Origin of the sequence: Variovorax sp. DXTD-1 (assembly GCF_003984625.1) — a bacterium.
Taxonomy (GTDB): domain Bacteria; phylum Pseudomonadota; class Gammaproteobacteria; order Burkholderiales; family Burkholderiaceae_C; genus Variovorax.
The window spans coordinates 1-19219 of the sequence record NZ_RWKH01000017.1; the positions used below are offsets into that span (position 1 = coordinate 1).

Consider the following 19219-nt stretch of genomic DNA (forward strand, 5'->3'; position numbering starts at 1 on the left):
CGGAAGGTCGGTCACGGCTCGCACGGGGGGCGTGCCGACAGATGAATTCCAAAAAACGCGAATAGTCTTGTTCACAGCCTCATCCTTAATGCTTAAGTTCTTGCGATCGCATCCAGGCAGGCATTTGAAAAAGTTGCCTCCACTGACCCGGATCCCGTTCCGCAGGGTCAATGTAAACAGACGTACTAACTCGTGACATACCCCATCGGGTACCTCGTTTGAGGCAGGTCAGCAAGCGGCGGAACGCACCGCACCGCCCTAACCGACAAAGGCAACCGCACGCAAATCTCGCCACGGCCGAGGAAAAAATGCAGCCAGATACCCAAGCTTGCGTCCAGATGTAATTAGTGTTTCGTCAAGGAAAGGAAGCGTCTGGACGACGCTGCGAAAGAAGATGCCGGCACGGCATCGATTGCGAAATACCGTGCTGATTCACCGGCCCACTTCGGTTCGGACAAAGCCGATGGCGCTCCTATGCTCATCGACGAACGGCATCTCTTGCCTTGTCCGCACCGATTGGAGCTATTCGCATGTCCCTGCAAGATTTCAAGGTTCTTACGTTCGACGTCGTCGGCACGTTGATCGACTTCGAGGGAGGCATGCTCGCCTACCTTCGCTCGGCGGTGCCCGATACGCGCGTGAGCGACGACGAATTTCTGGCCGCTTACCGAAGCGCCCGTGCCGACGGCAACGCCGGCTGGTATCCCGACGACCTGGAGCGCTGCTGGCACGCCATTGCGCCCAAGTTGGGACTGCCCGATACCGACGCGCTGGCGCAAGGCCTGCGCGATTCGGTCGCGCAGTGGCCTGCTTTTCCAGATTCAGTGGAAGCCCTCAAGCGGCTGCACAAGCGCTTCAAGCTGGTCACGATGACCAACGCGCAGCACTGGGCGCTTGCCCACTTCGACAAGACACTCGGCTCGCCCTTCGACATGCTGCTGAGCTGCGACGATGCGCTCTGCGAGAAGCCCGATGCGCGCTACTTCGCCTACGCCCGCGGCCGCTTCGAAGGCGCCTGGGGCTACAAGCAGGCCGACAACCTGCACGTGGCGCAAAGCCAGTACCACGACATCGGCATCTCGAAGGAACTGGGCATTGCCACCTGCTGGATCGAGCGGCGCCACGCGCAAAAGGGCTCCGGCGGAACCATCGAATCCAAGCGCACCGAACCCGACTACCACTTCCGCACGCTCGCCGAACTGGCCGATGCGGTCGACGCGGGGCGCTGAGCGCCAACGCCAGGGAGCTACCCCTGGCGCCAATCAGCGCGGATGTGGAAACAGCCGCTCGATCGGGCAATGCGTCTTGATGAACGGCGACTTGATGACGATGTAGCTGAAGTACTTCGAGATGCCGATGTTCCGCTCCAGGAGCTCCTCGATCACTTCCTGGTAGTGGTTGACGCCACGCGTCAAAAACCGCAGCAGGTAGTCGTAGCCGCCGCTCACCAGGTGGCATTCGAGCACCTCGTCCACCTCGCGGATCGCAGCCTCGAAGCGCACGAAGTCTTCGCGGTGATGGTCTTGCAGCGTGACTTCGGTGAACACGGTGAGCGTGTCACCGAGCTTCTCGAGCCGCAAATGCGCGCCATAGCCGGCGATGTAGCCGGCCTGCTCGAGCCGCTTCACGCGAATGAGGCAGGGGCTGGGCGACAGGCCGACGGCGTCCGCCAGGTCGACATTGGTCATGCGCCCGTTCTGTTGCAGCTGGGCCAGGATGCGCAGGTCGAGTCGGTCGATTTTGAAAGCTTCAGACATGGCGGTCCTGAAAAACGGAGAAGTCCGATTCTGCTTTGCCGGCGGGGCCCTGAGGCAGTGCTTTCCCGGTCAGCCCGCCAGCGCCGCGCGCACGTCGGCGGCGTACAGCACCTCGTCGAGCGTTTTCTTCAGGCGCACGAACATCTGGGCGAACTCGTCTTCGGTGAAGGTGAGCGCCGGCGCAAAGCCCAGGATGTTGTCGCCGAAGGCGCGGAACACCAGGCCGTTGCGGTAGCCCGCGGCAAAGATGCGGTCCGCCAGCCCGAGCGATGCATCGAAGCCGCGCTTGCTCTGCTTGTCGCTCACCAGCTCCAGCGCGCCCAGCAGGCCGCGGTGCCGCGAATCGCCCACCAGCGGATGCGCGCGCAGCGCATCGAGCCCCGCCGCAAAGTCGGCCGCCACGCGCTGGCCGTTGGCAAGCACCCCACCCTCTTCGTACAGCCGCAGCACTTCGAGCGCGACCGCCGCGCTCACCGGATGGGCCGAGTAGGTGGCGCCGTGGCCCACCAAGGCGCCAGCGGGTGCGCCGTCGGCAATGCCGGCGTAGACCTTCTCGGACATCATGGTTGCGCCCATCGGCACGTAGCCCGAGGTCAGGCCCTTGGCCATGGTCATCAGGTCGGGCTCCACGCCTTCAGCCTCGCACGCGAACATGGGGCCGGTGCGGCCGAAGCCGGTAATGACTTCGTCCACGACAAAGAGAATGTCGAGCTCGCGTGCCGCATCGCGCATGGCCTTGAGCCAGCCCTTCGGCGGCACGATCACGCCGCCCGAGCCCTGGATCGGCTCGCAGAAGAATGCGGCCACGTTCTCGGCGCCGAGCTCGGCCACCTTGGCGCGCAGCGAGGCCACCGAGGCGGCGATCAGCGCCTGCGGGTCAGCCCCTTCAGCGTGGCGGTACGGGTTGGGCGACGGAATGTAGTGCTGCGTGGGCAGCGGCAGGTCGAAGCCGCGATGAAAGGCCGGCAAGGCCGTGAGGCCCGCACCGGTTGACGAAGAACCGTGGTAGCCGCGCTCCAGCGCAATGAACTGCTTTTTCGAGGGCTTGCCGATGGCGTTGTAGTACTGCACGATGAAGCGCACGGCCGCATCGACGGCTTCGGAGCCGCCGAGCGTCATGTACACGCGGGTCAGCGAGGCGGGCGTGATCTGCACCAGCTTCTCGGCCAGGCGAATGGCCGGCTCGCTGCTGAAGTGAAAGTACCCGGTGGCGTACGGCAGGCGCCGCATCTGATCGGCCGCAGCCTGCACCACGCTCTCCTGGCCGTAGCCCACGTTCACGCACCAGAGGCCGGCAAAGGCATCGAGCAGTTCATGGCCGTTCGCATCGGCCAGCCATGCACCGCGCGCCGAGGCCAGCACGGTGGGGCCGCGCTGCTCGTGCGTGCGCCATGGCGAGACGGGGTGGATGAGGTGGGCGCGGTCGAGGGCGTCGAGCGTGGCGAGGTTCGGCAATGCGGTGGGATGCGTCATGGCGGTGTGGGTTAAGCGAGAGCGAAGGAAGCTTTCGAATGCCCTCAGCTTAGGCGGCGTGCCGCATGGCATGGTGCTGCTTTGGGGGGTCTGCGCAAAGCACGCTGCGGTTATGCGCCTTGCCACAGCACATCATGCGGCGGGCCTTTCAACAGTCCTCAGTAGCCCTTGGCGCGGTCCACCCGGCCGACCATGGGCTCTCCGGCTTCGAAGCGGCGCAGGTTGTCGAGCACGGCTTGCGCGGCGCTCAGCGGCTGCGTCATGCTGGCGATGTGGGGCGTGAGCTGAATGCGCGGATGGCGCCAGAAGGCATGCGCGGGCGGCAGCGGTTCGGGGTCGGTCACGTCGAGCACCGCGTCGCCGATCTGCCCGCTGGCGAGTGCCGCCAGAAAGTCGGACTCGACCAGATGCGGCCCACGACCCACATGCACCAGGCCCGCGCCCATGGGCAGCATGGAGAACAGCTTCGCATCGAGAAAGCCGCGCGTCGAATCGGTGAGCGGCAGCAGGCACACGAGGATGTCGGTGTGCGCAAGAAACGCGGGCAGCTCGTCGGCACCCGCATGGCACTGCACGCCCTGCACCTCATGCCGCGAGCGGCTCCAGCCGGCGCAGTCGAAACCCAAAGAGACAAGCTGCGCCAGCACTGCCTGTCCGAGCGAGCCGAGTCCCAGCACACCTACGCGCCGTTCGCTCGCAGGCCGCACCGGCAGCGGCTTCCATTGGCCTTCCTGCTGCTGCCGGCGGTACTGCGGCATGTCGCGGTGCAGCCCGAGCACCGCATGCGTCACGTACTCGACCATGCCGTTGACGATGCCGGGCTCGACCATGCGCACCACGGGCAATGTCGGGGGCAATGCGGTGAAGTCGAACTGGTCGACGCCCGCGCCAGAGGAGAACAACACCTCCAGGTTCGGGAACAGTTCGGCAATGTCCTTCGGCGGCTCCCAGGCCGCGAGAAAGCACACCTGCGCCGGGTCGCCTATGTCGGGCCAGATGCGGAAGTCGATGTCGGGGCGGCGTTGGCTGAACACTTCGGCCCATTGGCGGCCGCGTACGGGGTCTGATTTGTAGAGGAAGGTGGTTTTCATGATTTGTGTGCGTCGTTTGATTGAGCTTGCTGTTCAGGGCTGGTGCAAAGGCCACCGGGCACTCCCCTCCGCGAATGTCCCCCGGCTTCGCCTCCTCCTTTATTTCGCTGCGGGGAGCACCCGATGCCCTGTGCACCTGGACGCGCTGCTGGTGTACCGCTGATCAACGACTGCTCTGTGCAACGCACCCGCTGGCGGGGTACCTTGCGCAGCGAAATAAAGGAGGAGGCCGCAGGCCGGGGGACATTCGCGGAGAAAGGCACCCCGTCGGCGGGTGCGCGCCCCGAACACACCACGCGAAGACTCAAAAACCTAACCCACAGCCTGCGTAACGATGGCAAACAAAGAAGGCGAGCCCACAGGCACAGCAGCCGCCCCACCCCGCACCATCGTCGTCGGCGCATCCACGCGCAGCAGCCCGATGCTTTCGAGCCATTCGGCCAAGCCGCTGTCGAAGTCGATATCGATGCGTGTGAAGTTGCCGGCGTTCATGCCCGCGAGGTGCGCAATCAACGCCTTCGCACCCTCGGCATCGGGCGCGACCACCGGGCCGATGGAGTGGCCGCGGCCAAAGCGCCGCAGCATGGCGAAGCCCTTCGGCTCGTTGTCGTGGTCGAGCACCACGCAGGCGTCGGCTGTTTGCAGCAGCTCGGCGACGAGCGCATCGCGCGGCATGCCTCGAGCCGCTGCGTCGAGCGATTGGAGCGCGGGCAATTCGTTAAGACCGGCGGGCCGCAGGCGCCAGCCGGGCTGCAGCGCAATCAGCGGGGCCGGCTGCGCAAGGCCCTGGTGCTGCCGCATCTCGCCGGTGCGCACAAAGCCGAGCCGCTCATAAAGCCCCCGCCCTTCCGCGGTGGCATGCAGCAGCACCGTGCGCTCGTCCAGTCCATCGAGCAGCGCGCTCATGAGCCGGTGCCCGATGCGGCGGCCCTGGCAGGCGGGCGAGACGATCACCAAACCTATGGTGGCGTGGGTCTTGCCCCATAGCCAGCGCAAGCCCGTGGCAATGAGTTCGCCGTCGCGCTCGGCGGCAACGCCTTCGGCATGCGAGAACATCTGCTCCCAATCGGCGGGACGGTGCGGCCAGCGCAGTTCGGCCGAGAGCGCATGCGCATGCGGAAGGTCGGCGGCCGTCATCGGTCTGAGCACCACGCCGTCCATGGCGGGTGCGTTCGAAATGGGTTCAGGCATAGGGAAAACTCTGGTTTCGGCGGAATGGCGCATCCATCTTGGACGACATTGCGGCGCCGCACCAGACCGAAATCAGCCCGCTTCGCAACTTGCAAGCTTCGGTTGCCGCGCACCCCGGTTTTGCAATTCGCTGCGGCGCAGCGCCTGCATACGCACACAAATGCTGAGCCATCGTGCCTAGGATCGACCGCCACTTCCTTGCCACCTACGCCATGCACGCCTTTCCATCCTCCAAGCTGATGCGCGCTTCAAAAGCGTGCCGATCGGCTTTGCCGCGGCGCACCACGGTGCATGGCCGCACGCACACAGGGCACACCGCACGCCATGCCGTCGCCAGCACCGCAAACCGCAGCTTCGTTTCGCCAGGCGCCGTTTTTCCCTACATACCTCGAGCAGGGGCGTGCTGCAATCGCTTCGTAATGAGTTTGTCGCATTTGCCACCCTTGAACAGGAACAGAGACCATGACTTTCCGTCCCAAATACGTGACCTTCGATTGCTACGGCACCCTCACCCGGTTCCGCATGAAGGAGCTGACCGTCGACCTCTTCGCCGACCGCATCAAGCCCGAGCAGATGGAGCAGTTCGTCACCGACTTCACGGCCTACCGCTTCGATGAAGTGCTGGGCGCGTGGCAGCCCTACGAAGTGGTGCTGAAGAACGCAGTGCGCCGCCTGTGCAAGAAATGGAAGATCCAGTACTTCGACAGCGACGGGCAGAAGTACTACGACGCCGTGCCCACCTGGGGCCCTCACGACGACGTGGCCGCGGGCCTTGCCAAGGTGGCCAAGGAAATTCCGCTGGTCATCCTGTCGAACGCCTCGGACGACCAGATCCAGAAGAACGTGGCCATGCTCGGCGCGCCGTTCCACCGCGTGTACACCGCGCAGCAGGCCCAAGCCTACAAGCCGCGCCTGCAGGCATTCGAATACATGCTCGACTCGCTCGGCTGCAACCCCGAAGACGTGCTGCACGTGTCGTCCAGCCTGCGCTACGACCTGATGTCGGCCGACGACATCGGCATCGTCAACAAGGTGTTCGTCAATCGCGGCCACGGACCGGGCAACCCGGCCTACCGCTACACCGAGATCAAGGACATCGGCGGCCTGCCCGGCGTCGTCGGGCTCTGATCCTTCTAGATTGAAACGCCCCACGCCATGAAGCTCGACTCCTACTGGACCGATTCCGCACCGGCCTTCGCGCCCGCAGTGCATGCACTGCCGGCGCAGGTCGATGTCGCCATCGTGGGCGGCGGCTTCACGGGCCTTTCGGCGGCGCTGGCGCTCGCCAAGCGCGGTGCCCGGGTCGCGGTGCTGGAGGCCGGCACGCGCGTGGCAGCTGAAGCATCGGGGCGCAATGGCGGCCATGTGAACAACGGGCTGGCAGTGGACTATGCCGATGTGGCGGCCAAGGTCGGCATTGAAAAGGCCCGCGCCTGGTACCGCGCCTACGACGATGCGGTGGACACCGTGGCGCGGCTGGTGCGCGACGAGGCCATCGACTGCGACTTCATGCGCCACGGCAAGCTCAAGCTCGCCACGCGCGCCAACCAGATGGCGGCGCTCGAAAACAGCGCGCGGCGCCTCGCAGGCGACGGCGTGGACACCGACGTCGAAGTGCTCGATGCGGCGCAGGTGCGCAGCGAGGTGCAGAGCGAGCGCTTCCACGGCGGCCTGCTCTACAAGCGCAGCGGCCAGATGCACATGGGGCGCTTCGCCCAGGGCCTGGCTTCGGCCGCGCAGCGCCATGGTGCGCAGATTCACACCGGCACGCAGGTGAACCGCATCGAGCGGCTCGGCCAGGGCCATGCGCACCGCCTGCACACCGCCGGTGGCACCGTCACCGCGCAGCAGGTGCTGCTGGCCACGGGCGCCACCCGTCACGGCGGCTATGGCAGCTTCGGCTGGCTGCGCCGGCGTATCGTGCCGATCGGCAGTTTCATCGTCGTGACCGAGCCGCTCGGCGCGGAGCGCGCACAGGCGCTGCTCGCGGCCCGCCGCACCTACACCACGGTCGCGAACATCCATCACTACTTCCGGCTCACGGCCGATCACCGGCTGGTGTTCGGCGGCCGCGCGCGCTTCTCGGTGTCCAGCCCCCAATCTGACATGGCCAGCCGCGAGATCCTGCGTGCCGGGCTGGCCCAGACCTTTCCGCAACTCGGCGCCGTTGGGCTCGACTATTGCTGGGGCGGCGTGGTCGACATGACGCAAGACCGTCTTCCCCACGCTGGCGAGCGCAACGGCCTCTACTACGCCATGGGCTACAGCGGGCACGGCACGCAGATGTCGGTTCACATGGGCGAGCGCATGGCCGCCGTGATGAACGGCGACGCCGACGCCAACCCATGGCGGGGCCGCGACTGGCCCGCCATTCCCGGTCATTTCGGCCCACCCTGGTTCCTTCCGGCGGTGGGCCTCTATTACTCGCTCAAGGACAAGCTGGCCTGAGCGCCCGCGCGAGCCCACCGTTTTCGTACCGTGTTTGTTTGTTCTTCAACCATCAGTCATCGGCTTCACAGGAGTACCCCACCATGAGCGACAGCAACAACAAGAGGTTTGAAAACCTCGTCGGTCCCGACGAAAGCCTTCGGGTGATGGCATCGCTGAAACGCGGCGCATCGCGGCGCGACATCCTGGCGATGCTGATGGCCGGTGGCATGCAGGCCACGCTGGCCGGCAGCCTGGCCGGCATGGCGGTGTCCGCCCATGCGCAAACGCCCAGGAAGGGTGGCCGCATCCGCGTGGCGGGCGCCACCGCCGCCGCCACCGACACGCTCGACCCGGCCAAGCAGTCGAACCAGACCGACTACTCGCGCTGCAACATGATCTACAACGGCCTGACCACGCTGGATGCCAGCCTTACGCCGCAACCCGCGCTGGCCGAATCCTTCACCACCACGGACGCCAAGACCTGGGTCTTCACCTTGCGCAAGGGCGTGGTGTTCCACGACGGCAAGGCGCTCGCGCCCGCCGACGTGGTGTTCTCGGTGATGCGCCACAAGGACCCGGCCACCGCCTCCAAGGCCAAGATCCTTGCCGACCAGATCGAGAGCACCAAGGCCACCGGCCCCAACGAGGTCACTTTCGTGCTCAGCGCACCGAACGCCGACCTGCCGGTGATCCTGGGCACCTTCCATTTCCACATCGTCAAGGAAGGCACCTCCGATTTCAACGCCGGCATCGGCACCGGTCCCTACAAGCTCAAGGAATTCAAGCCCGGCGTGCGCTCGCTGATGGTGCGCAACGACGCCTACTGGAAGCCCGGCAAGCCCTACCTTGACGAGATCGAGTTCGTGGGCATCGGCGACGAGAGCGCACGCGTCAACGCACTGCTCTCGGGCGGCATGGACCTGGTCGGCTCGGTCAACCCCCGTTCGGTGGCGCGCGTGAAGGGAACACCCGGCTTCGGCATCTTCGTGACCCAATCGGGCCAGTATTCCGACCTGGTGATGCGCAAGGACGTGGGCCCCGGCGCCAACCCGGACTTCGTGCTCGGCATGAAGCACCTGTTCGACCGCGAGCAGATGAAGAAGACCATTGCGCTCGACTACGCGGTGGTCGCCAACGACCAGCCCGTCGATCCGACCAACCGCTTCTACTTCGCCGGCCTGCCGCAGCGCCCGTTCGATCTGGACAAGGCGAAGTTCCACCTGCAGAAGGCCGGCATTACCGGCAAAGTGCCGATGGTGGCCTCGCCGGCGGCGCTGTACTCGGTGGAGATGGCCCTGTTGCTGCAGCAGACGGCGCAGCGCGCGGGGCTGGAGATCGACATCAAGCGCATGCCGGCCGACGGCTACTGGTCGAACCACTGGCTCAACAGCCATGTGGGCTTTGGCAACGTGAACCCGCGCCCGAGCGCCGACGTGCTGCTGACGCAGTTCTTCCAGTCGGGTGCGGCGTGGAACGAGTCGCGCTGGAAGAGCGAGAAGTTCGACCAGCTGCTTGTGGCCTCGCGCGCCGAGACCGACCTGGCCAAGCGCAAGCAGATGTATGCCGACATGCAGACCATGATTCACCAGGACGCCGGCATCGGCATCCCGTTGTTCCTTTCGAGCCTGGACGGCCACACTTCCAAGCTCAAGGGCCTGTCGCCCATTCCGCTGGGCGGCCTGATGGGCTACAACTTTGCCGAGAACGTATGGCTGGAGACATGAGGCGTCCGCCCGCCTCGTCTCCGGGAGCATCGACATGAACCATGTGATCCTGAAGCTTCTGGCCCAGCGCATCGCGCTGGCGCTGCTGTCGCTGCTGGCGGTGTCGGTGGTCGTGTTCTCGATCACCGCGGTGCTGCCCGGCGATGCCGCGCAGGAGCAGCTCGGCCAGGACGCCACGCCCGAAGCCGTGGCCGCGCTGCGCGCCCAGATGGGCCTGGACGTGCCCGCGCCCGAGCGCTATGCCAAGTGGCTCGTCGGCATGCTCAAGGGCGACCCCGGCCGCTCGGCGACCACGCAGATGCCGGTGGCCGAGCTGGTGGCGAGCCGCCTGCCCAACTCGCTGCTGCTGGCCGCCGTCACGGCGCTGTTCTCGGTGCCGATTGCGCTCGCGCTGGGCATCGCCTCCGCAGTGTGGCGCGGCTCGTGGTTCGACCGCGCCGCGTCGACGACGGCGGTGGGCGTGGTGTCGGTGCCGGAGTTCCTGGTGGCAACTCTGGCGGTGCTGGTGTTTGCGGTGCAGCTGCGCTGGCTGCCGGCGCTCTCCTTCGTCAGCGACATCGATTCGCTGGGCCAGCTGCTGCGCGCCTTCGCCATGCCGGTGCTGGTGCTGTGCTGCGTGATCGTCGCGCAGATGATGCGCATGACGCGCGCCGCGGTCATCGACCAGCTGGAGGCGCCGTACATCGAGATGGTGCGCCTCAAGGGCGCCTCGCCCATGCGCATGGTGCTGGCGCACGCACTGCCCAATGCGGTGGGGCCGATTGCCAACGCCGTGGCGTTGAGCCTGTCGTACCTGCTGGGCGGCGTGATCATCGTCGAGACCATCTTCAACTACCCGGGCATCGCCAAGCTGATGGTCGATGGCGTCTCGCAGCGCGACATGCCGCTGGTGCAGACCTGCGCCATGATCTTCTGCTGCGCCTATCTGATCCTGGTGACGACCGCCGACATCTGCGGCATTCTCGCCAACCCGCGCCTGCGGCACCGCTGAAGGAAGGAAGCTTCATGGAAACCTCCACATCCTCAACGGTGGTGAGCGCTGCGGCCCTGGTGGCGCCAGCGCCGCAAAAGCGCCGCGGTGGCCCGCTGCGCTGGCTCGCGGGCTTCGGCCCGTCCGGCCTGCTAGGCCTTGCGGTGCTGCTGTTCTGGCTGCTCGCGGCGCTGCTCGGCCCCTGGATGCTCTCGCACGGCACGGCGGCCGCGGGCACCTCGAACGTCTTCGAGCCGATCAGCCCGAAACACTGGCTGGGCACCGACTACCTCGGCCGCGACATGCTGGCGCTGATCATCGAGGGCGCGCGCTACACCATCGGCGTTGCGCTCCTGGCCACGCTGCTGGCCAGTGGAACCGGCACCGTGCTGGCGCTGCTGGCCGCGGCCAGCGGCCGCTGGATCGACGCGGTGCTGAGCCGCGGGCTGGACACGCTGACGGCAATCCCGAGCAAGATGTTCGCGCTCATCATGGTGGCGGGTTTCGGCTCCGCAGTGCCGATGCTGGTGATCACGGCGGCCATCATCTACGTGCCGGGCGCCTATCGCATGGCGCGCTCGCTGGCCGTGAACATCAACGCGCTCGACTACGTGACCGTGGCCCGCACGCGCGGCGAAGGCACGCTCTACATCATGCTGCGCGAGATCCTGCCCAACATCCTGGGCCCGATGCTGGCCGACCTGGGCCTGCGCTTTGTCTACGTGGTGCTGCTGCTGGCGAGCCTGAGCTTCCTGGGCCTTGGCATCCAGCCGCCCGCGGCCGACTGGGGCTCGCTGGTGCGCGAGAACATCGGGGCGCTGGCCATGGGCGGCGCCTCGGTGATCGTGCCGGCGCTGGCCATTGCAAGCCTGACGATTGCAGTCAACCTGGTCATCGACAACCTGCCCGGCCGTGCCGCGCGCGAAAGAGGAGCACGCTGATGGGCGCACCACTCACTGTCCAGGGCCTGCACATCGTGGCGGGCAACAGCACGCTGGTCGACAACCTGAGCTTCTCGGTGCAGCCGGGCGAAGTACTGGCGCTGATCGGCGAGTCGGGTTCCGGCAAGACCACCACCGCGCTCGCGCTCATGGGCTATGCGCGCAGCGGCTGCCGCATCTCGGCCGGCCGGGTGCAGATCGGCGACACCGACGTGCTGGCACTCGATGCCGCGCGGCAGCGCTCGCTGCGCGGCCGCACGGTCTCCTACATTGCGCAGAGCGCGGCCGCGTCGTTCAATCCCTCGCGCACGATCATGGACCAGGTGGTCGAGCCGACCGTCATCCACGGCCTGTGCAAGCGGGCCGAGGCCGAAGCGAAAGCGGTCCAGCTGTTCCGCGAACTGGCGCTGCCCGATCCCGAAAACATCGGCGCACGCTATCCGCACCAGGTCTCCGGCGGCCAGCTGCAGCGGCTGATGGCGGCGATGGCGCTGATCGGCGACCCCGACCTGGTGATCCTCGACGAGCCGACCACGGCGCTCGACGTGACCACGCAGATCGAAGTGCTGCGCGCCTTTCGCCGCGTGGTGCGCGAGCGGCGCGCCACCGCCGTGTACGTGAGCCACGACCTGGCCGTGGTGGCGCAAATGGCTGACCACATCCTGGTGCTGCGCAACGGCAAGATGAGCGAGCTGAACGCCACGGAGCAGATTCTTTCCGCCCCGGTGGACGACTACACAAAGAGCCTGCTGGCGGCGGCGCGGCCCGCGGTACGCGCCTCGGGCCAGGCATCGGGCGATTCGGCGCTGCTGCTTCACGTGAACCAGCTTTCGTGCGGCTACGGCGCGGTGGACTCGAAGGGCCAGCCGGCCAAGCTCATCCTCGAGGACATCAGCCTCAAGCTCTACCGCGGGCAGGCCATCGGCGTGATCGGCGAATCGGGCTCGGGCAAGACCACGCTCGCGCGCGCCGTCGCGGGCCTGCTCAAGCCCTGCCATGGCAGCATCACGTTCGACGGCCATGCGCTCAAGCCCACGCTGCAGCAGCGCACGCCAGAGGAGCTGCGCCGCATCCAGATCGTCTTCCAGATGGCCGATACGGCATTGAACCCCTCGCAGACCATCTGGCGCATCCTGGCGCGGCCGCTGCAGTTCTACAAGGGCTTGCGCGGCGAGCCGCTCAAGCAGCGCATCTTCGAGCTGCTCGACCTGGTGAAGCTGCCGCGCACGGTGGCCGACCGGCTGCCGGGTGGACTCTCGGGCGGGCAGAAGCAGCGCGTGAACCTGGCACGTGCGCTGGCAGCCGAGCCCGACCTCATCCTGTGCGACGAAGTGACCTCGGCGCTGGACACCGTGGTGGCCGCGGCGGTGCTCGACCTCATGGCCGAACTGCGGCGCGAACTCGGCGTGTCCTACCTCTTCATCAGCCACGACCTGCACACCGTGCGCTCGGTGTGCGACGAGATCGTGGTCATGCAGCACGGCCGCAAGCTCTCGCAAGTGGCGCGCGCCGACTACGACCGCGGGCCGCACCACCCCTACTACCAGCTGCTCGCGCGGTCGGTGCCCGAGCTGCGCCGCGGCTGGCTCGACGACATGGACCAAGCGGCCGCGGCAGCAGCCCATTCCACCAGGGAGATACACGCATGACCCCCACGTTCCGGATTGCGCTGATCGCCGGCGACGGCATCGGCAAGGAAGTGATGCCCGAGGGCCTGCGCGTGGTGCTGGCTGCCGCCGAGCGCTTCGGTTTCGAGCTCGACTGCCGCACCATCGACTGGGCCAGCTGCGACTACTACGCCGAGCACGGCCAGATGATGCCGGACGACTGGAAAGAGCAGCTGCGGGGCGTGGACGCCCTGTACTTCGGCGCCGTCGGCTGGCCCGAGACGGTGCCGGACCACGTCTCGCTCTGGGGGTCGCTGCTGAAGTTCCGCCGCGAGTTCGACCAGTACATCAACCTGCGCCCGGTGCGCCTGTTCGAAGGCGTGCCCTGCCCGCTGGCCGGCCGCAAGCCCGGCGACATCGACTACTTCGTGGTGCGCGAGAACACCGAGGGCGAATACACCTCGCTCGGCGGCGTGATGTACGAAGGCACCGAACGCGAGATCGTGATTCAGGAATCGGTGTTTTCGCGCCACGGCACCGACCGCGTGCTGCGCTACGCCTACGAGCTTGCCGAAAGCCGTGCGCGCAAGCACCTCACGGTGGCCACCAAGAGCAACGGCATCGCGATCAGCATGCCGTGGTGGGACGGCCGCGCCGATGCCATCGGCCGCGACTACCCCGACGTGACGGTCGACAAGCAGCACATCGACATTCTCTCGGCGCGCTTCGTGCTGCAGCCCACGCGCTTCGACGTAGTGGTGGCGAGCAACCTGTTCGGCGACATCCTCTCCGACCTCGGCCCGGCCACCACCGGCACCATCGGCCTTGCGCCGTCGGCCAACCTCAACCCCGACCGCAAGTTTCCGTCGCTCTTCGAGCCGGTGCACGGCTCGGCGCCCGACATCTACGGCCAGAACATCGCCAACCCGATCGCAATGATCTGGTCGGGCGCGCTGATGCTCGACTTCCTCACCCAGGGCCAGGGCGTTGGCCGCGCCGCGCACGACGCCATCCTCGGTGCCATCGAGGCGGTGCTGCGCGACGGACCGCGCACCCGCGACCTGGGCGGCACGGCCTCGACCACGGAGCTGGGCATGGCCATTGCCGAGCGCGTGTCCGCGGCCTGAAGTCCGACCCGCCAAAACCTCTCAAGAAATTTTCAGACCATGCCACTCACCCTCCAACGCCAAGACCTGCTGCCGGGCCGCCAACTCATCGGCTCCGAATGGCGCGAAGCCAGCGATGCGCGCCGCCTCGACGTGACCGACCCCGCCACCGATGGCGTCTTTGCAAGCGTGCCCGACGGAACCGCCGCCGATGCGCGCGCTGCGGTGGCTGCCGCCCACGCAGCCTTCCCCACGTGGCGCGCCGTGCCCGCCAAGCAGCGCGCACAGATCCTCAAGCGCTGGAACGACCTCATGCTGGCGCACCAGGAAGACCTGGGCCGCCTCATCTCGCGCGAGCAGGGCAAGCCGCTCGCCGAGGGCCGCGGCGAAGTGGCCTATGCGGCCAGCTACGTCGAGTGGTTCGCCGAAGAGGCCACGCGCGCCAACGGCGACGTGATTCCCGCGCCGGTCACGGGCCGCCGCATGCTCGCCGTGAAGGAACCGGTGGGCGTGGTCGCCGCGATCACGCCCTGGAATTTTCCGGCCGCGATGATCGCCCGCAAGATCGCGCCCGCGCTGGCCGCAGGCTGCACCGTGGTGTGCAAGCCGGCCGAGGACACGCCGCTGACTTCGCTCGCGCTCGTGAAGCTGGCCGAGGAAGCGGGCGTGCCGGCGGGCGTGCTCAACATCGTGACCGCTTCGCGCGAACGCACGCCCGAGGTGGTCGATGTGTGGCTCGCCGATGCGCGTGTGCGCAAGATCAGCTTCACCGGCTCCACGCCGGTGGGCAAGCACCTGGCGCGTGCCTCGGCCGACACGCTGAAGAAGCTGTCGCTCGAACTCGGCGGCAACGCGCCCTTCATCGTGTTCGAAGACGCCGACATCGATGCCGCGGTGGAAGGCCTGATGGCCGCCAAGTTCCGCAACGGCGGCCAGACCTGCGTGTGCCCGAACCGCGTGTTCGTGCAGTCGAAGGTGCACGACGCCTTCGTCGACAAGCTGGCAGCACGCGTGGGCGCGCTCAAGGTCGGCCCGGCCACAGAGCCCGATTCGCAGATCGGCCCGATGATCAACGCCCGCGCGGTCGAGAAGATCGAGCGCCATGTGCGCGACGCCGTGTCCCGCGGTGCGCGCATCGTGGTGGGCGGCGAGCGCCTGCGTTCCGCGCGCTGCAACGGCCCCAACTACTACGCACCCACCGTGCTGGTGAACGCCGATTCGTCCATGGAGTGCAGCTGCGAAGAAACCTTCGGGCCCGTGGTGCCGGTCACGCGCTTCGAAACCGAAGCCGAAGTGGTGGCCGCCGCCAACGACACGCCTTTCGGCCTGGCCGCCTACTTCTATTCGAACGACGTGCGCCGCATCTCGCGCGTGGCCGACGCGCTGGAGTCCGGCATCGTCGGCATCAACGAAGGCGCGCTCGCCGCCGAGGCCGCGCCCTTCGGCGGCGTGAAGGAGTCAGGCTACGGACGCGAGGGCTCGGTGCACGGGTTGGACGACTACATGCACACCAAGTACCTGTGCCAGGGCGGCCTTTGAGCGTGCTCCCGCGGGTGGCCTCGGAGCACCTGCGGGATTGACCCTTGGGGGCCTTTCGGGCCCCGGTGATTCGGCCTTGTATTTTGAAGCACCGCTTCAAAAGGCATGCTGCATTGGCCACTATCTCTTTCAGACCCTCGTCTCTACAGTCGCGCATCACACGATGAGCGCCGCAACACAAGGGGCCTGAAGAGAAATGAACGAAGACCGGAAACCGCAACGCGGCCCTGGCCGCACCACCACCATTCCGCGCGCCTTGCTGGCTTCGCTCGTGGCTGCGCCGTGCATTGCCGCAAGCATTGCCTGGCCCGCGCCTGCCGCGGCCAGCCAGGCATTGGCCCAAAAGTACGCATGCGTTGCATGCCATCAGGCCACGGCAAAAGTAGTGGGACCCTCCTGGAAAGACATTGGCGCAAAGTACGGCGACGGCAAGGGAACAGCGGCGCAGCTGGCCGCCAGCATCAAGGCCGGCAGCTCCGGAAAGTGGGGACCGATGCCGATGCCCGCGCAAGCACAGGTTCCCGATGCGGACGCACAGTTGCTCGCGCAATGGCTGCTCGACGGCGCCAAGTAGTCACAAGAAATCATCACCCCCACCTGCGGAGAAAAGAACATGAGCGCGCTCCACGTCAATGGCCGTGAACACACGGTCGACGCCGACCCCGGCACCCCCATCCTCTGGGCCCTGCGCGATTCGCTGGGCATGACCGGCACCAAGTTCGGCTGCGGCGCCGCGCTGTGCGGCGCCTGCACCGTGCACCTGGACGGCCAGGCCATTCGCTCGTGCATCACGCCCATCTCGGCGGCCGAGGGCAAGAAGATCGTCACCATCGAAGCCGCCACCGACGGCAGCGACCGCGTGGGCGCGGCCGTGCATGCCGCGTGGGTCAAGCACGACGTGGCGCAATGCGGCTACTGCCAGAGCGGCCAGATCATGAGCGCCACGGCCTTCATCAAATCGCTCCCGCCCGGCAAGCAGCCGAGCACCGACGAAATCGACTCGGCCATGGCCGGCAACATCTGCCGCTGCGGCACCTACGCCCGCATTCGGGCCGCGGTGGCAGACGCCGCCAAGACCCTGGCCTGAAGGAGCACGCTACATGTTGCCCACCCATATCGATCCGAGCGAACTGCCGCGCGCCCTGCAGCGCCTGATGGCCGCAAGCCAGCCCGACGGCGCCGCCGCCCTGCCCCGCCGCAGCTTCCTGAAGCTTGCCGGCGTCGGCGGCCTGGCGATCGGCGCGTTTCCCCACATGGCCATGGCGCAAGCCGACGGTGCGGCCAAGCCGGCCGGCGGACTCAAGCCCACGCAGCAGCCGCTGGCCTTCGCGCAGATTGCCACCAACGGCGAAGTCACCGTGACCCACAACCGGCTCGAATTCGGCCAGGGCGTGCAAACGGGCTTGCCGATGATCCTGGCCGAAGAGCTCGATGCCGACTGGAGCCTGGTGCGCAGCAAGAGCGGCACCAACGATGCCGCCTACCACGACCCCGTGTTCGGCATGCATCTGACCGGCGGCTCCAACTCCATCAAGAACAGCTTCACGCAATACCGCGAGCTCGGCGCCCGCGCACGGGCCATGCTGCTGTCTGCCGCAGCCGCAAGGTGGAACGTCGACGTAACCACGTTGCGCACGCAGGCCGGCACGGTGCTGGGCCCGGGCGGACGCAAGCTGGGCTACGGCGAACTGGCCGAAGCCGCCATGGCGCTGCCGGTGCCCGAGAAGGTCACGCTGAAAGACCCGAAGGATTTCCGCATCATCGGCCGGCCCACCACGCGGCTGGATGCGCGTGCCAAGAGCAGCGGCCGGCAAGACTTCGGCATCGACGTCAAGCAGCCCGGGCAACTCACCGCGGTGGTGGCCCATCCGCCGGTGTTCGGTGCGCGCCTGAAGTCGGTGGACGACAGCGCAGCGCGCGCGGTCAAGGGCGTGAAGGCCGTGCTGCGCGTGCCGCTGGACCGCGGCGCCGAAGGCGTGGCCGTGGTGGCTGACGGCTACTGGCCGGCCAAGATGGGCCGCGATGCACTGAAGCTGCAGTGGGACACCTCCGCCGTCGAGAAGGTCGACAGCGAAAAGCAGCTGGTGCAGTACCGCGAACTGGCCGCCAAGCCCGGCCCGCGCAAGTTCGACGCCGACATGGCACCACTCGCCAAGGCGCCCAGGCAGCTCGAAGCCGAATTCGTGTTCCCCTACCTGGCCCATGCGCCCATGGAGCCGCTGAACTGCACCGTGAAGCTGTCGGCCGACCGCGCCGACCTCTGGGTCGGCACGCAGAGCGCCGGGCTGGACGCCGTCGCGGCGGCACGTGTGCTGGGCCTCAAGCCCGAGCAGGTGAGCGTGCATGTGCAAATGGCGGGCGGCGGCTTCGGCCGGCGCTTCGTGGGCTCGAGCGACTACGTGGTCGAGGCCTGCCAGATCGCCAAGGCCGCGCGTACCGCGGGCCTGACTGCGCCGGTGCGCCTGCTGTGGAGCCGCGAGGACGACATCAAGGGCGGCTATTATCGCCCCATGCATCTGCACCGCGCACGCATCGGCTTCGACGAGCGCGGCAAGGTGCTGGCGTGGGACCACGTCATCGTCGGCCAGTCGATCCTCACGGGAACGGTGTTCGAGTCCTTCCAGGTCAAGGACGGCATCGACGCCTCGGCCACCGAGGGCATGCGCGAGCCGTATCCGCTGCCGATGCGCCTGACCGTGCACCATCCCAAGGTGAACGTGCCAGTGCTGTGGTGGCGCAGCGTGGGTTCCACGCACACCGCCTTTGTGATGGAAACGCTCATCGACGAAATCGCACACAGCACAAAGCAGGACCCGGTGGCCTACCGCATGCAGCTCTTCGGAGACAAGCATCCGCGACATCGCGCCGCGCTGCAGCTGGCGGTCGACAAGAGCGGCTACGGCAAGAAGCAGCTGGCACAGGGCCGCGCCTGGGGCGTGGCGGTGCACGAGTCCTTCCAGTCCGTGGTGGCCTATGTGGTGGAAGCTTCGGTCAAGGACGGCCAGCCGGTGCTGCACCGCGCGACCGCTGGCGTGCATTGCAACCTGGCGGTGAATCCGCGCAGCGTCGAGGCGCAGGTGCAGGGCGCCGCGGTCATGGGCCTGTCGATGTGCCTGCCGGGCGGCGCCATCACGCTGAAGGACGGCGAAGTGCAGCAGAGCAACTTCGGCGACTTTGCCGTGGCCCGCATCACCCACATGCCGGAGTTCGATGTGCACGTGGTGCCGAGCGCCGAAGCGCCCACCGGCATTGGCGAGCCCGGTCTGCCGCCGCTGGCGCCGGCATTCGCCAACGCCCTTGCGCGGCTCACGGGCAAGCCGCTGCGCCAGATGCCTTTCAACCTGGCGTGAACGTTGCGGGGCCGGCCTGCCCCGCCAGTGCCGGTCAATC

At 67.1% G+C, this 19219-nt stretch carries 16 protein-coding genes; 12 read left to right on the forward strand and 4 right to left on the reverse strand.

Annotation, left to right across the window (positions count from 1 at the left end):
• The first annotated feature begins 530 nt into the window (after positions 1–530).
• On the forward strand, positions 531–1229 hold the full coding sequence (locus EJI00_RS16590) for an HAD-IA family hydrolase (RefSeq protein WP_126748601.1): 699 nt from the start codon (positions 531–533) through the stop codon (positions 1227–1229).
• Between the two features lie 33 nt (positions 1230–1262).
• Here EJI00_RS16590 and EJI00_RS16595 read toward each other — a convergent pair whose 3' ends face one another.
• The 4 genes from EJI00_RS16595 to EJI00_RS16610 all read right to left on the reverse strand — a co-directional run bounded on the left by EJI00_RS16595 (position 1263) and on the right by EJI00_RS16610 (position 5512).
• Entirely contained in the window at positions 1263–1757 is a 495-nt protein-coding gene (locus tag EJI00_RS16595) for an Lrp/AsnC family transcriptional regulator (protein WP_015865681.1), read from the reverse strand.
• A gap of 69 nt (positions 1758–1826) precedes the next feature.
• A complete protein-coding gene (locus EJI00_RS16600; RefSeq protein WP_126748602.1) occupies positions 1827–3230 on the reverse strand; it encodes an aspartate aminotransferase family protein in 1404 nt (467 codons plus the stop codon).
• A gap of 158 nt (positions 3231–3388) precedes the next feature.
• Positions 3389–4321 (reverse strand): 2-hydroxyacid dehydrogenase, encoded by a 933-nt coding sequence (locus EJI00_RS16605; RefSeq protein ID WP_126748603.1) that lies wholly within the window; start codon positions 4319–4321, stop codon positions 3389–3391.
• Positions 4322–4633: 312 nt separating this feature from the next.
• On the reverse strand, positions 4634–5512 hold the full coding sequence (locus tag EJI00_RS16610; RefSeq protein ID WP_126748604.1) for a GNAT family N-acetyltransferase: 879 nt from the start codon (positions 5510–5512) through the stop codon (positions 4634–4636).
• Positions 5513–5974: 462 nt separating this feature from the next.
• Here EJI00_RS16610 and EJI00_RS16615 point away from each other — a divergent pair, with 462 nt between their 5' ends.
• The 11 genes from EJI00_RS16615 (at position 5975) to EJI00_RS16665 (ending at position 19179) form a co-directional block, all read left to right on the forward strand.
• Complete coding sequence (locus tag EJI00_RS16615; protein ID WP_126748605.1) at positions 5975–6640, forward strand: haloacid dehalogenase type II; 666 nt, start codon at positions 5975–5977, stop codon at positions 6638–6640.
• 27 nt (positions 6641–6667) lie between these two features.
• On the forward strand, positions 6668–7960 hold the full coding sequence (locus tag EJI00_RS16620) for an NAD(P)/FAD-dependent oxidoreductase (protein WP_126748606.1): 1293 nt from the start codon (positions 6668–6670) through the stop codon (positions 7958–7960).
• An 83-nt stretch (positions 7961–8043) separates the two neighbouring features.
• Entirely contained in the window at positions 8044–9666 is a 1623-nt protein-coding gene (locus EJI00_RS16625) for an ABC transporter substrate-binding protein (protein ID WP_126748607.1), read from the forward strand.
• A 34-nt stretch (positions 9667–9700) separates the two neighbouring features.
• The gene (locus tag EJI00_RS16630; protein WP_126748608.1) at positions 9701–10657 is read left to right on the forward strand and encodes an ABC transporter permease; all 957 of its coding nucleotides are present in this window, start codon (positions 9701–9703) and stop codon (positions 10655–10657) included.
• Between the two features lie 14 nt (positions 10658–10671).
• Positions 10672–11577, forward strand: a complete 906-nt coding sequence (locus EJI00_RS16635; RefSeq protein WP_126748609.1) for an ABC transporter permease — start codon at positions 10672–10674, stop codon at positions 11575–11577.
• Positions 11577–13226 carry an ABC transporter ATP-binding protein gene (locus tag EJI00_RS16640; protein WP_126748610.1) on the forward strand — a complete coding sequence of 550 codons (1650 nt, stop codon included), beginning with the start codon at positions 11577–11579 and terminating at the stop codon, positions 13224–13226. Before EJI00_RS16635 ends, EJI00_RS16640 begins: the two co-directional genes overlap by 1 nt.
• Complete coding sequence (locus tag EJI00_RS16645; RefSeq protein WP_126748611.1) at positions 13223–14311, forward strand: tartrate dehydrogenase; 1089 nt, start codon at positions 13223–13225, stop codon at positions 14309–14311. Before EJI00_RS16640 ends, EJI00_RS16645 begins: the two co-directional genes overlap by 4 nt.
• 39 nt (positions 14312–14350) lie before the next feature.
• Positions 14351–15829 carry an NAD-dependent succinate-semialdehyde dehydrogenase gene (locus EJI00_RS16650; protein WP_126748612.1) on the forward strand — a complete coding sequence of 493 codons (1479 nt, stop codon included), beginning with the start codon at positions 14351–14353 and terminating at the stop codon, positions 15827–15829.
• A gap of 196 nt (positions 15830–16025) precedes the next feature.
• Positions 16026–16403 (forward strand): c-type cytochrome, encoded by a 378-nt coding sequence (locus tag EJI00_RS16655; protein ID WP_126748613.1) that lies wholly within the window; start codon positions 16026–16028, stop codon positions 16401–16403.
• 39 nt (positions 16404–16442) lie between these two features.
• The gene (locus EJI00_RS16660; protein WP_126748614.1) at positions 16443–16916 is read left to right on the forward strand and encodes a (2Fe-2S)-binding protein; all 474 of its coding nucleotides are present in this window, start codon (positions 16443–16445) and stop codon (positions 16914–16916) included.
• A gap of 13 nt (positions 16917–16929) precedes the next feature.
• The gene (locus EJI00_RS16665) at positions 16930–19179 is read left to right on the forward strand and encodes a xanthine dehydrogenase family protein molybdopterin-binding subunit (protein WP_126748615.1); all 2250 of its coding nucleotides are present in this window, start codon (positions 16930–16932) and stop codon (positions 19177–19179) included.
• The last annotated feature ends 40 nt before the right edge of the window (positions 19180–19219 follow it).

What these genes read in the sequence shown, in the direction of transcription:
- EJI00_RS16600 (WP_126748602.1), bottom strand. Translation starts at nt 3,230, where the DNA reads ATGACGCATCCCACCGCATTGCCGAACCTCGCCACGCTCGACGCCCTC.
- EJI00_RS16630 (WP_126748608.1), top strand. Translation starts at nt 9,701, where the DNA reads ATGAACCATGTGATCCTGAAGCTTCTGGCCCAGCGCATCGCGCTGGCG.
- EJI00_RS16665 (WP_126748615.1), top strand. Translation starts at nt 16,930, where the DNA reads ATGTTGCCCACCCATATCGATCCGAGCGAACTGCCGCGCGCCCTGCAG.
- EJI00_RS16660 (WP_126748614.1), top strand. Translation starts at nt 16,443, where the DNA reads ATGAGCGCGCTCCACGTCAATGGCCGTGAACACACGGTCGACGCCGAC.
- EJI00_RS16635 (WP_126748609.1), top strand. Translation starts at nt 10,672, where the DNA reads ATGGAAACCTCCACATCCTCAACGGTGGTGAGCGCTGCGGCCCTGGTG.
- EJI00_RS16605 (WP_126748603.1), bottom strand. Translation starts at nt 4,321, where the DNA reads ATGAAAACCACCTTCCTCTACAAATCAGACCCCGTACGCGGCCGCCAA.
- EJI00_RS16610 (WP_126748604.1), bottom strand. Translation starts at nt 5,512, where the DNA reads ATGCCTGAACCCATTTCGAACGCACCCGCCATGGACGGCGTGGTGCTC.
- EJI00_RS16620 (WP_126748606.1), top strand. Translation starts at nt 6,668, where the DNA reads ATGAAGCTCGACTCCTACTGGACCGATTCCGCACCGGCCTTCGCGCCC.
- EJI00_RS16625 (WP_126748607.1), top strand. Translation starts at nt 8,044, where the DNA reads ATGAGCGACAGCAACAACAAGAGGTTTGAAAACCTCGTCGGTCCCGAC.
- EJI00_RS16650 (WP_126748612.1), top strand. Translation starts at nt 14,351, where the DNA reads ATGCCACTCACCCTCCAACGCCAAGACCTGCTGCCGGGCCGCCAACTC.
- EJI00_RS16640 (WP_126748610.1), top strand. Translation starts at nt 11,577, where the DNA reads ATGGGCGCACCACTCACTGTCCAGGGCCTGCACATCGTGGCGGGCAAC.
- EJI00_RS16615 (WP_126748605.1), top strand. Translation starts at nt 5,975, where the DNA reads ATGACTTTCCGTCCCAAATACGTGACCTTCGATTGCTACGGCACCCTC.
- EJI00_RS16590 (WP_126748601.1), top strand. Translation starts at nt 531, where the DNA reads ATGTCCCTGCAAGATTTCAAGGTTCTTACGTTCGACGTCGTCGGCACG.
- EJI00_RS16655 (WP_126748613.1), top strand. Translation starts at nt 16,026, where the DNA reads ATGAACGAAGACCGGAAACCGCAACGCGGCCCTGGCCGCACCACCACC.
- EJI00_RS16595 (WP_015865681.1), bottom strand. Translation starts at nt 1,757, where the DNA reads ATGTCTGAAGCTTTCAAAATCGACCGACTCGACCTGCGCATCCTGGCC.
- EJI00_RS16645 (WP_126748611.1), top strand. Translation starts at nt 13,223, where the DNA reads ATGACCCCCACGTTCCGGATTGCGCTGATCGCCGGCGACGGCATCGGC.